This window comes from Burkholderia sp. MSMB1459WGS, assembly GCF_001534535.1.
Classification (GTDB): domain Bacteria; phylum Pseudomonadota; class Gammaproteobacteria; order Burkholderiales; family Burkholderiaceae; genus Burkholderia.
The window spans coordinates 145066-156990 of record NZ_LPMU01000069.1 but is presented as its reverse complement, the minus strand read 5'-3'; the positions used below and the strand labels follow the sequence as shown (position 1 = coordinate 156990).

General features: G+C 64.3%; 8 protein-coding genes and 1 pseudogene. 3 read left to right on the top strand and 6 right to left on the bottom strand.

The window, feature by feature from the left end; genetic code table 11:
* Both WT97_RS34355 and WT97_RS27330 read right to left on the bottom strand, forming a co-directional pair.
* Positions 1-125, bottom strand: a pseudogene (locus WT97_RS34355) (efflux transporter periplasmic adaptor subunit); the annotation flags it as partial.
* Between the two features lie 211 nt (positions 126-336).
* A complete protein-coding gene (locus WT97_RS27330; RefSeq protein ID WP_060354762.1) occupies positions 337-1230 on the bottom strand; it encodes a LysR family transcriptional regulator in 894 nt (297 codons plus the stop codon).
* A 713-nt stretch (positions 1231-1943) separates the two neighbouring features.
* On the opposite strand from WT97_RS27330, the gene WT97_RS27325 reads away from it, so the two are divergent.
* Complete coding sequence (locus tag WT97_RS27325; protein ID WP_257126042.1) at positions 1944-2798, top strand: AraC family transcriptional regulator; 855 nt, start codon at positions 1944-1946, stop codon at positions 2796-2798.
* A 60-nt stretch (positions 2799-2858) separates the two neighbouring features.
* Here the strand turns inward: WT97_RS27325 and WT97_RS27320 are convergent, their stop codons facing one another.
* The 3 genes from WT97_RS27320 to WT97_RS27310 form a co-directional block, all read right to left on the bottom strand.
* The gene (locus tag WT97_RS27320) at positions 2859-3830 is read right to left on the bottom strand and encodes an aliphatic sulfonate ABC transporter substrate-binding protein (RefSeq protein ID WP_060354760.1); all 972 of its coding nucleotides are present in this window, start codon (positions 3828-3830) and stop codon (positions 2859-2861) included.
* Positions 3831-4121: 291 nt separating this feature from the next.
* Positions 4122-5072 carry a LysR family transcriptional regulator gene (locus tag WT97_RS27315; protein ID WP_059790278.1) on the bottom strand — a complete coding sequence of 317 codons (951 nt, stop codon included), beginning with the start codon at positions 5070-5072 and terminating at the stop codon, positions 4122-4124.
* A gap of 259 nt (positions 5073-5331) precedes the next feature.
* Positions 5332-6630, bottom strand: a complete 1299-nt coding sequence (locus tag WT97_RS27310; protein WP_060354759.1) for an adenylosuccinate synthase — start codon at positions 6628-6630, stop codon at positions 5332-5334.
* 141 nt (positions 6631-6771) lie between these two features.
* On the opposite strand from WT97_RS27310, the gene gcvA reads away from it, so the two are divergent.
* Positions 6772-7716, top strand: a complete 945-nt coding sequence (gene gcvA, locus WT97_RS27305; RefSeq protein WP_060354758.1) for a transcriptional regulator GcvA — start codon at positions 6772-6774, stop codon at positions 7714-7716.
* Between the two features lie 122 nt (positions 7717-7838).
* Here gcvA and WT97_RS27300 read toward each other — a convergent pair whose 3' ends face one another.
* Positions 7839-8153, bottom strand: a complete 315-nt coding sequence (locus WT97_RS27300; RefSeq protein WP_059498804.1) for a hypothetical protein — start codon at positions 8151-8153, stop codon at positions 7839-7841.
* Between the two features lie 2437 nt (positions 8154-10590).
* Between WT97_RS27300 and WT97_RS27295 the strand changes: the two genes are divergently transcribed.
* A complete protein-coding gene (locus tag WT97_RS27295) occupies positions 10591-11907 on the top strand; it encodes a replication initiation protein (RefSeq protein ID WP_034208836.1) in 1317 nt (438 codons plus the stop codon).
* Positions 11908-11925: the final 18 nt, after the last annotated feature.

Here is an 11925-nt window from a genome sequence, read left to right as displayed (position 1 = left end):
ACGGTGACGACGCCGACTTCCGGCGTTTGCGGCGGCGGTGCCGATTCTTTTTTCCCGCACGCGGCCAGGAAAACGGCAGCCGTTGCGGCGGTGATTAAGCGGTATGGAACCCGTTCGACGCGCATGGAGCGACCTCTCACAATTAGACGACCTTCAATGGGAATCACCAGATCTCCTCATGGCCCTGACGCGCGGCGGACCTGCAGCTTCCTGTCCACCGCGGATGCGGACGCGTGTTGCGGGTGTGCGTTGCACCCTGCGAAGCGTTCGTGTACCGAACCGCTTCCGAAAAAGAACGGCAAGCCCGCGGTCCGGCGGGCTCACGTTGCCGCGGGTTCAGCCAGACCGCTGGCTCGCGGGCCGGAACGCAGCGCCGACGAATTCGATGAACGCACGAGCGGCAGCCGGCAGACGCGCGGCGCGCGCATGCGCGAGCTTCAGCGTGACGGGCGCGAGCGGGTGGGCCGGCGCAACACGCACCAGCGTGCCGGCCGCCAGATCGGCGTCGACGAGATACGCGGGCAGCACCGTCGCGCCCATGCCGGCCACGGCCAGCCGCCGCGCCATCTCGAGATGGCCGACGCCCGTATTGCCGGGCGTCGCGCCGGACCGATTCCCGGCCGCGTGATCGTCGACAGCCGTCGGCTGCTCCAGCCGCACGGCCGCGATGTCCGGCCAGTCGCCCGACGCAGCCGCGCCGCCGTGCGCGGCGACGTAACCTGGCGCCGCGACCCGCACGGATTCGTACGCGGCCAGCGTATGCAGCGCATGGGCGCCGGACACCGGCATGTCGTCCGTCAGGAACGCGACGTCGATGTCCTCGGCGGTCAGGTCGACGTGGGTATCGGTCAACGTCACCGTCGGCCGCACGTCCGGAAACCGGTGCACGAAGCGATCGAGCAACGCGCTCAACTGGCTGAGCCCGAACGCGACCGGCGCGGCCACGCGCAATACGCCTTCCGGCTTGCTGCCCATCGCGACGAAGCGGCCGTCGATCTCGTCGATCGCGCCGAGAATCCGCTCGACGCGCGCGAGATACAGCTCGCCGATTTCCGTCAGCGACTGGTGGCTCGTGCTGCGTTGAAGCAGGCGCGCACCGAGGCGCGTCTCGAGCGCATCGACCAGCCGGCTCGCCATCGCCGTCGACACGCGCAACCGCGTCGCCGCCCGGCGAAACCCGCCTTCTCTTGCCACCGTCACGAATGCCCGAATCGATTGAAGTTGGTCCATTTGTCCGGATTTCCCTGCGCGAACGACTGCCCGTATGCCTGCACCGCCGCCGCGCCACAGCCGGCCCCCAACGGCCCGGCCAATGCGGCGGCACCGACACCGGCTCAGCCGGGTCGGTCGACACGTGCGACACGCACGGGCCGGCTTGCAACGGACGCAAACCGGCCTCGGCAAGCCCGATGCACGATCGTTCAATAGCAGTCCTGAGTCTTTTCCGGCGATTCGCGGGGCGACGCACGCGGCATGGCGGCGGCCGCGCATCACGCGGACGATGTTGCCCGCATCATCCGGGCGCGCTGAATCGCATTTCCTTCAGCAGGTGCAATGGTAGGGAAACCACCGAAAAATGGCTTGCCCGATCCTGCGATTGTTTTGCCTTAATTTCCGAATTTGTGCGCTGCATACCGTGCAACGACGACAGCACGATCGCCGACCATGCAGGTCCGGATGATCGGGCTAATTTCGGACAGGTTTAGGCAATCCCGCGCACGCAACTGGCCGTACGATGTGACCGCCGTGCCTGCACCGCGACAGCGGATCGCAGCCGCGCACATTGCATCGACCACGCCGCCACCCGCTTACGCAACATGGAAATCGACGCCGAAACGCCACCACAACCGCGCAACCCGCCTGATCACGATGCTCGGACGCGCGCCCGGTCGCCCGCGGCCCGGCTCGCGGCGCTGATCGCTGCGTACGCGCCGCACGACGGCATGTTCGACCTCCCGTTGCGCGGCATGCGCGTCGCGCGCGCTTGCGCGCCGTCGCCGCAGTGGAACCACGGCGTGCACCACGCGTGCCTGAGCATCGTCGGGCAAGGCGCGAAGTCGATGCGGGTCGGCGACGAGACCTACCCGATCGACGAATCGCGGATGCTGGTCGCCACCGCCGACCTGCCCGTGACCGGACGCGTGACCCGCGCAAACCCGGCCGAACCGTTCCTTTACGCGCAACTCGCGCTCGATCCGCACCGCATCGCGGCGCTCACGCCGGTGGTCTTTCCGCACGGGCTGCCGAAAACCGTCGACTACCGCGCGCTCGACACGCTCGACGCGACGCCCGAAATCGTCGACGCCGTCGCGCGGCTGATGCAACTGATCGCACAGCCCGACGACCTCGACCTGCTCGCACCGCTGATCGTCGACGAAATCCTCATCCGGCTGCTGCGCGGCCCGTCGGGCACACGCGTCGCGCAGATCGGCGACGCCGGTTCGACGACTCAACGGATCTCGCGCGCCGTCGCATGGATTCGCGACCACTACCTCGATCCGATAGCGGTTGACGCGCTCGCGCGACGGGTGGAGATGAGCCCGTCGACTTTCCACCATCACTTCCGTGCGGTCACGTCGATGAGCCCGTTGCAATGCCAGAAGGTGCTGCGGCTGCAGGAGGCGCGCCGCCTGATGTGCCTGTCGGCGATGGACGCGCGACAGGCGTGCCGAAGCGTCGGCTATGTGAGCGCGTCGCAGTTCAGCCGCGAATACGCGCGGCTGTTCGGCGACGCGCCGGGCCGCGACGTCGCGAGACTGCGCGGCGAAGCGGTACCGCTGTCGCGCGTCGCACCATGAACGGATATCGCAACGGGCTCGCTGCTCACCGCGAACCCGATCGTCGGGCCGGCTCCCGGCTCATGCGAGCGAGGGCGGTGCGGCCAGGCTGACGTCGACGCGCTTCGGCAGGATGCCGGCCTGATGGAACACGTCCGCGATGCGCTGCTGGTACGCGAGCGTGTCGCGGGTGACGGGCTCGACACCGAAGCGTGCGCGGCGGAATGCGAGCGCCACGGCCGGCTCCGGAATCCCCCATAGCTTCGAGAATTCGGCCGCGCCCTGCGCGCGGTTCGCATCGAGCCAGCGCTGGATCGTCGCCAGTTCCGACACGGCCGCATCGAGCACGTCGGCATTGCGCTGCGCATACGTGCGCGATGCAAAGTAGTAGCCGCGGTTCTCGACGAGCCCCGTACCGTCCGCGACGATGCGCGCGCCGAAGGCCTGCTGGACCACCGCGAGAAACGGATCCCAGATGATCCACGCATCGACCGAGCGGTTCTCGAATGCGGCCCGCGCATCGGACGGCGACAACCAGACCGGCGTGACGTCGGTATAACCGAGCTTCGCGGCCTGCAACAGCCGGACCAGCAGGAAGTGCGTATTCGATCCCTTCACCAGCGCGATGCGCTTGCCGCGCAGGTCGGCAAAGGTCTTGACCGGCGAATCCTTCGCGACGACCACGGCTTCGGCTGCCGGACCGGCCGGCGTCTGCGCGTAGTAGACGAGCGGCGCGCCGGCCGCAAGCGCGAAAATCGGCGGCGCTTCGCCGACATCGCCGAAATCGATCGATCCCGCGTTCAGCGCCTCGAGTTGCGGCGGGCCCGACGGGAATTCGGTCCACGTGACGTTCACGCCGAGTGTCGCGAGCTTGCCCTGCAGCGTGCCGCGCGCCTTCAGCAGGCTGAGCGGCCCTTTCTGATAACCGATGCGCAACGTACGCGTGCCGGCCGCACTGGCCAGCGCAAGGCCCGGGTGGGCGGCGGCGCCTGCCGCGATTGCCAGGCCGGCATGAAGCAGCCGGCGGCGGGTACTGGAGTATCGATCTGCCATGTCGTTTCGGTTCGATGAAGTGGGCGCGAGCGGGAGCGCGCGCAGGCGATGAAGCAGGTCGAACCGATTCTAAAAGGCGGCCGCCGCACGCCGAACCAACGATGTTCGATATCGAAAGCAAGCGTTTTCATAAGGACCTGCCGCCGGCACGAGCAGCGTTGTCCGGAACGGTCCGTGCGCATGCATTCGTCTCCCGATTTTAATGCAGGATTCCGAATCAATTACATCGAGCCGGAAGACGGTGGTCGGTACTCACGATACCGACCTTGCGTAAATCAGGCCTTGCGTAAATCAGGAGTGACGGGACGGGCAGCAAGCGTTCAATGCGGCCTCGTCGGCGGCGAGCAGCTCGGGCACGCATTCCCGCAGGAAATCGACGAACGTGCGGATCTTCGCATCGAGATACTGACGCGACGCATACAACGTATAGACCGTCAGCTTCTGCAGCCGGTAGTCGGGCAGCACGCGCACCAGTGCGCCGCTCGCGAGCGCGGGCAGCGCAGCCGGTATCGGCAGCGAGCCGATCCCGAGCCCCGCGCGCAGCGCGGCGCCGAGCGCATCGGCGATATTCACCTGGAAATCGGGCACCGGCAGTTCGAACGTTTCGCGGCCGTTCGGGCCGTCGAGATGCCAGCGGTCGCGCGGAAAAAGCGGCGTGACGATCTGCAGGCACGCATGACCGGCGAGATCGCTCACCGTTCGCGGCGTGCCGCGCGTCTTCAGATAGGCAGGCGACGCGCACAACACGCTGCCCACGTCGCCGAGCCGCTGCGACACCAGCCCGGAATCGGGCAGCTCCGTCGTGCTCAGCTGCAGCGACACGTCGTAGCCTTCGTCGATGATGTCGGGCACGTGCTGCGACAGCGTCAGCTCGACCGCGACCGACGGATAGCGCTCACGGTAGCGCACGACCGCGGGCACCACGTAAGACTGGCCGAAGCTCGTCGTCGCGTGAACGTGCAGCCGTCCGGACGGCTTCGCCTGTGCATCGGCCGCCTCGGCTTCCGCTTCGTCGATATAGCCGAGGATACGCTGGCAGCGGTCGAGATAGCGCTGCCCGGCGTCGGTCAGCGCGATGCGGCGCGTGCTGCGGTTGAGCAGCCGCGTGCGCAGATGCGTTTCGAGTTGCGCGACCGAGCGCGACGCATAGGCCGTCGTGATGTCCAGGCGCTGGGCCGCGCTCGTGAAGCTGCCCTCCTCCGCGACCCGGACGAAAATGCGCATCATCTGTAACGTGTCCATCGACCTGTCCCCGGGATTGTCACATCGCGCCACCGTGCCGCCGGCACACGCCGGTCTGGCGCGAATCGTGCGGAACAGTACAGCAGCGTTGCAGGCGTGTCCAGTTCGCCGTATGCGGCACGATCCGGATGCGGAATCGTGCCGCCGAGCCGCGCGTACATGCGTATCGAAGGTGCCGACAGCCAACGGAAGCGGGCGGCAAAAACCACCCGCCGACCATGAGCCCCTCGCGATCGGCGCCCTTCGCGTCTCTCGCGCGTTACGCGGCGCCCGCCGCATCGAACGGATTGCACAACACGATCGTATCGTCGCGCTCCGCGCCGGTCGTGATCATCGAAACCGGCGCGCCCGCCACCGCTTCGATGCGCGCGATGAAGTCCTGCGCGGCTCGGGGCAGCGCCGCACGCTCGCGCACGCCCTTCACGGAGCCTTGCCAGCCTTCGAACCGTTCGTAGAGCGGCTTCGCGCGCGACTGCGCGTCGAGGCTCGCGGGCAGATGGTCGACACGCACGCCGTCGAATTCGTAACCGACGCACAGCTCGATCGACTCGAAGCCGTCGAGCACGTCGAGCTTGGTGAGCGCCAGCGAATCGATGCCCGAGACCCTCACGGCCTGACGCAATTGCGCGGCATCGAGCCATCCGCAGCGTCGCGGCCGGCCGGTATTGACGCCGAACTCCTGTCCGCGCGCACGCAGCGTTTCGCCTGTCGCGTCGGTCAGCTCGGTGAGGAACGGGCCGCCGCCGACCCGCGTCGCATACGCCTTCGTGACACCCAGCACGTGGCCGAGCTTCACCGCACCGAGCCCGGTGCCGGCCGCCGCGGCCGACGCGACGGTGCCCGACGACGTCACGAACGGATACGTGCCCCAGTCGATGTCCAACATCACGGCCTGCGAACCCTCGAACAGAATGCGCTCGCCTCGATCGGCCGCGTCGTTGAGGTCGGCCCAGACGGGACGCACGAACGGCAGGATCTTCGGTGCAAGCGCAACCAGCGTCGTCAGCATCGCGTCGCGATCGTACGCGTCGAGCCCCAAGCCGCGGAACCACGCGTTGTGATGGTCGACGAGCACGTCGAGTTTGGCCGCGAGCCCGCCCGGTTCCGCGAGATCGCCGACGCGCAGCCCGCGACGCCCGACCTTGTCCTCGTAGGCCGGCCCGATCCCGCGCAGCGTGGTGCCGATGGGTTCGCGGCGCAAACGCTCCTGCGCCTGATCGATCGCACGGTGAATCGGCAGCACCAGCGTCGCGTTCTCCGCGATCGACAGGTTGTTCGGCGTGACCGACAACCCGAGCGCGGCCATTCGCCCGATTTCCGCGAGCAGCGCTTCCGGGTCGAGCGCCACGCCGTTGCCGATCACGCCGCGCTTGCCGCGCACGATGCCGCTCGGCAGCAGCGCGAGCTTGTACGTGCGGCCACCGACGACCAGCGTGTGACCCGCGTTGTGGCCGCCGTTGTAGCGCGCGACGAGATCAGCCTGTGCCGCCAGCCAGTCCACGATGCGCCCCTTGCCTTCGTCACCCCATTGGGCGCCCACGACCACCACGTTCGGCATGTTCCGTACTCCATGTGAGAAATTCAGACACTTGTTCAGCCCAGGTCGGCCGTTTGTGTGCCATATTGGCGTAGCCGAATCGCCCGATCAAACGATTAAACCTGAACCCTCGTGTGAGTAAATTTCACGCGAACCGACGCAATGGCCCGACGACTCCCTCCGTTGAATTCGCTGCGCGCGTTCGAAGCCGCCGCGCGGCTCGGCAGCTTCACGCTGGCCGCCGACGAGCTGTGCGTCACGCACGGCGCGATCAGCCGGCATGTGCAGCAACTGGAAGCATGGCTCGGCCGGCCGCTGTTCGAACGCCACAACCGGCGCGTCGAACTGACCGCGGCCGGGCGCGCGTACCTCGCCGAGGTCGGCGCTTCGTTCGACCGGATCGCACTCGCCACCGCGCAGCACTTCGGCCATGCACAGCAGCGCGTACTGCGCGTCAGCGCGCCCGCGACGTTCTCGCTGCGCTGGCTCGTCCCCAAGCTGTCGTCGTTCCAGGTTGCGCATCCGGCCATCGAGGTGCGGCTGTCGACGTCGAACGAGCCGATCGAAAAGCTGCGCGACAAGGTCGACCTCATCGTTCGCGGCGGCCCGCAGGCCATCGATGGATACGTTGCGGAAGAGTTCCTGTCCGAAATCCGGCTGCCGGTGTGTGCGCCGAAGTTGCTGGAGGGCCGGTCGCTGGATACGCCCGCCGATCTCGCGGGCTTCACGCTGCTGCACGCGGCAACCTATCCGGGCATGTGGCCGGAATGGCTCGCCGCGGCCGGGCACCCGAATCTCGTCCCGCGACACTCGCTCACGCTCGAGCATTTCTACCTGACGCTGCAAGGCGCGCTCGACGGTCTCGGCGTCGCAATGGGGCCGATCGCGCTCGTGGCCGACGACATCGCCGAAGGCCGCCTCGTTCAGCCGTTCAGCGAACCGGCGCTGCCGCCGTGGCGCTACTTCACGTATGTGGCGTCGGCGCGGGCGGACGACGACGCCGTACGCGCGTTCAAGGACTGGTTGAAGGCAACGGGAAGCAACTGCGTCGGGCGGGCGGCGCTGACAGCCGCTGCATGCGTGTCGTGTCGTGCCTCTTCACGATAGGCAGGATTCCGAATCGAATCGGGTAAACGTGCGGACGTGCTTGCCTTCGTGCATCGCGACCGCGACGCACACGGCAAGCCGCGGATCGAACCGTGGCTTGCCGCCGGACGACGCTTACCGGCTTACTGGCTGGCTGCGGCGCCGGCCTTCTTTTCCGCGTTTTGCAGATTCTGCGGATAGTTCGGATCATTGGCCGCCGGCTTGTAACCGGCGTCTTCGAGTTTCTTCAGCTCGGCGGTGTTCTTCGCACGCGCAGCCTTGTGCTCGGCCTTGCGTTTGGCCCTGGCCGCCTTGCGCGCTTCGCTCTTCGCGGCCTTGGCGTCCTGTGCAGCCGGTGCGCTGGCGGCGTCGGTCTGCGCAAACGCCGGAACGGCCGAGCCGAACAGGAAAGCGGCTGCAGTCGCAGCCAGCGTGAGTTTTCTGATCTGGATTCGCATCGCTGAACTCTCTTTTTTGATGACCATCACGGTTTGAAAACCATCGAGATACCGCCCCTGCCCTGACCAGTCGTCATGTCGCGATCAGGACCAGAGCATCATAACCGTGTCGCAAAAAATGTGGCGCCAACGTGCTGACGGAATTGGGATACACGTATGGGAGACCCTTGGTTCGCGGGTTCGGTGACGGAAATCGTTGGGCACGCGGCGACGCGCGGCGCCGCCGGCTGTTTCACTGGTGGTGATATCGATACGCTCGTGCGCGACGTGGGTATCGTCGTGCTTGCACGATCGCCGCACAGTAGTCGATCCGTGCGTCGCGTCATCGTTCGACGCGGCTCGAACGACGGTTCCTCCCATAAACGACCACGATTCGCGTCGTCGGCGATCACGCTTATGTTGCGTCGTTGCGGCGTGCGGCGATTCGTCCGGCAACCGTTGCCGCCTTGTGACGCAGAAGGCTGGCTGTGGAGGCAACGCTTGTTGTCGACTGGCAAGGTCTGACGAAAATGGCGGGGCTGTGCGAGTGGTGAAGACGTCGCATGATTGATTACACGAATGGGCCGAAATCCATCGTGAACGAGCAGCGCTCGTCTCGCGGATGTGCACATGGCTCTGTGAAGGCCGGTCTGCCCATGCGACGACCGGGCTTGCCGACGCATCGGGCGTCACGTATGGGGATGCTGATCGTTTCTTGTTTGCACCCGTCGATGATGCTTTGGCGGACGGAACGGCAATCTACACAGCTTGCTGATACTTGTGCTTCGCTTGATCGGTGAGCTTTTACGGGATTCCGGTTTTCGGAAAAGTGAGCATGTCCGGGAGCATCGTGGAATTCGATTACGGTGAGCTTCGGCACCGACGGCATCTTCACGTTGGTTCGCAACGATCTCGATGCATCCCGTCAAGATCGTCCCCGGCGGCCCCACTCTGTGCGGTGGCATTTCGGCACCCGGTTCGTTTTCGAGCCTCGTGTGAGTCCCTCGTTGCCTGTGACGGGTACAGCACGACTTCCCGGGTGGGGCTCCAAAGGTAGAAAAACGGATGGGCGTGGAGATGAAAAACAGCCCGGCGCGGATTCCTCGCGGCACAGTCCACAGGCTAAATTTGACGAGCGGCATCACAGGCGATCGACAAAAACTTGTCCGCAGACGATGCTGCGCGAGTACAAAAAACCACTCGCTGGCAATCCGGGATGATTTCGAACTGCAGTGGAGGAAAGCGAGGGATCCATGCCGCCGGTCAATCACAGGTGCCAAGAGGGCCACCGGGCAAGTTTTTGGGTCCCATAAACGGGAACCTCTACGCTGAATCCGGGGATTTCTTCCCATAAGTTTCTACGTTTCGATATTTGTGAGTGGGCGCTCACCTCTTCGGGAAGTCTTGTCAGGCTTGAAGTCGTCCAGGAACAGGCCTCAAACGGGGGCCGCGTCAGCCTGAATCGAGCGTTCCGGGCGTCTGGTATCCCACAGACGGCTCCCATTGGTAGCGGTTTATGGGGTTCGTCTTTCTGTGCAAGCACACGTGTGTTTACATCTTTGGTAAACCACGTTTACTTCTTTAACTACTTTTAGACGGCTCACAGCCTTGTCGGGTAAGGGTTTGAGCGGTGTTCGGTACCCATTTATGGGAGCACAGGTGGAAGGACATGGGGTTTCAGGTCTGTGGATTTGGGGTTTGGGGTACCGGGTTGTGGGGAATCAGGGTTGTGGATATGGGGCGAACGTATCCGGTTATGGGAAATCGACCGTAGATCGCGCTGGGTAGTCGTCTATGGGAACCCATGAAGGTAGCCTTTTCTGGGATGTTTTTCTCGGTCGGTAGTTGGATATTGGCACAGCGATTTTCGTAGGGTAGCCAGTTATGGGAAGCCTCGAAGGTACCCATTCATGGGAGTCGGTCTTGATCAATTCGGCGCCTTTTGCACAAGGATCCCGCGAAGCGTTCCCATAGACAGGGCCGAGGCCGTGGACAGGTTACCTTTTATGGGGAAAATAGATGGTTGCCGTTTATGGGAGCGTTTTCTACCGTCAGGACGAAAAACAATTCCGTCGACGGTGCTGACGGGTAGCCTCCTATGGGAATCGATGAAGGTAGCAATTTATGGGAGAAACCTCGGTCGTGTTGCAGGGCACCATGTATCCTTCCGGCGATCTCGATTCCGCTCATTTACCCCCATGGATGGGTACCTTCGCGGTGGCAAATCTTGTGCCGGGTTTCTCTGTCCACCCGGGAAAGGTAGCGGCTTTTGGGAGGCTTTTTGACCAAAAGGTAGACGGATATGGGGCCCCGCACGAATCGCGCAGCCGAGGTTTTTCCTTTTATATCCGCTAGTTATGTCGGATAGTGAAAGTGATGCTGGAACAAGGGCGTTGCTCCGCGGCACGAAAAGGTATAAAGTCCGCTTTCAATAAGGCAACCTTACCCGGACACCACGATGCCGCGCAAGCCCGCAAGCAAAGGCTCAGACAAACAGGTTTCGCTGTTTCAGACACCCGAGCCTCCCGACTTGCTGCGCAAGGCGGTCCAGGCGATTCATATCGCACCGAAGTCGGGAAAGATCGGTCTGCAGCAGCGCAAGATGTTCAGCTCGTTGATCAAGAACGCGCTTCGGCAGGAGGCGTTCGAACCGGGCCGGACGAGCTTCTCGATCTCGATCGCGTCGCTGTCGCACGAGAGCGGATTGAACAGCAACAACACGAAGTACGTGAAGGACACGGTCAACTCGTTGATCAGTACCGTCGTCAACTGGGACTACCTGGCCGCGGACCGTTCGACGGTCTGGAAAGCGTCGGGCCTGCTCGCCGGCGCCGAACTCGAGCAATCGGTGTTGAAGTACAGCTTCTCCGACCAGATCCGCAGCGAACTGCTCAATCCCGAAATCTACGCGTTGATCGATATGCGGATCGCCCGCGAATTCCGGCGGTCGCACTCGCTCGCGCTGTGGGAAAACACGGTGCGCTACGAAGGGATCGGCATCACCGCGAAGATTCCGCTGCCGAAATTCCGTGACCTCATTCTCGGTCAGGACAAGGCATCGCAGTCGTACAAGGAATACAAGCTGTTCAAGAGCAAGGTGTTGGTGCCGTGCATCCAGGAGGTGAACGAAGTATCGGACCACACGCTCGAGCTAATCGAACACAAATCCGGCCGCAGCGTGGAAGCGGTGCAATTCAAGGTGACACGCAAGGAAAGCACCGATACGGTCGAAGACGGCGACGTCAAGAACGAAGCGCTGGTCGACGAGGTCGCGAAGTTCGGTATTCCGCGCTCGGAAGCGCGCCGGCTGATCACGCAATACGGCGTGCAGCGCATCAAGGCGGCGATCGCCTATACGCTCAATCGGACTACGAAGAAGAATGCGGCGCCCGTCGACAACGTGGCCGCGTATTTCCGCAAGGCTTTGACGCACGGTTACACGCTGGCCGATGGGCAGGGGACCGAAACGGTCGCGCCGGCGAAGGAATCCGCGCAGAGCAAGCAGGAACAGATTCGCGACAAGTATCTGGCGGCGAAGGTCGAGGAAGCCGGTGCGTATTTCCGCGAACTGGAGATCGACGACCAGACCAAGCTGATCGAGCGTTACAACGAGACGGTGGCGGGTTCGAAGGACTTGACGTTGTCGCCGAAAAAGAAGGCGAGCAAGCTGGCGCAGACCAGCTTCTTCCGATGGCTCGCGCTCGACACCTGGGGCGAGCCGACCTCGGACGACCTGCTGGAATTCCTGCTCAAAAGCAGCCTCGCCGGCAACTGAACGAGGCCTCGCTACCGT

Excerpts from the sequence above, each read along its gene's own strand:
- WT97_RS27330 (WP_060354762.1), bottom strand. The coding sequence starts at position 1,230 with ATGGACCAACTTCAATCGATTCGGGCATTCGTGACGGTGGCAAGAGAA.
- WT97_RS27325 (WP_257126042.1), top strand. The coding sequence starts at position 1,944 with ATGTTCGACCTCCCGTTGCGCGGCATGCGCGTCGCGCGCGCTTGCGCG.
- WT97_RS27320 (WP_060354760.1), bottom strand. The coding sequence starts at position 3,830 with ATGGCAGATCGATACTCCAGTACCCGCCGCCGGCTGCTTCATGCCGGC.
- WT97_RS27315 (WP_059790278.1), bottom strand. The coding sequence starts at position 5,072 with ATGGACACGTTACAGATGATGCGCATTTTCGTCCGGGTCGCGGAGGAG.
- WT97_RS27310 (WP_060354759.1), bottom strand. The coding sequence starts at position 6,630 with ATGCCGAACGTGGTGGTCGTGGGCGCCCAATGGGGTGACGAAGGCAAG.
- gcvA (WP_060354758.1), top strand. The coding sequence starts at position 6,772 with ATGGCCCGACGACTCCCTCCGTTGAATTCGCTGCGCGCGTTCGAAGCC.
- WT97_RS27300 (WP_059498804.1), bottom strand. The coding sequence starts at position 8,153 with ATGCGAATCCAGATCAGAAAACTCACGCTGGCTGCGACTGCAGCCGCT.
- WT97_RS27295 (WP_034208836.1), top strand. The coding sequence starts at position 10,591 with ATGCCGCGCAAGCCCGCAAGCAAAGGCTCAGACAAACAGGTTTCGCTG.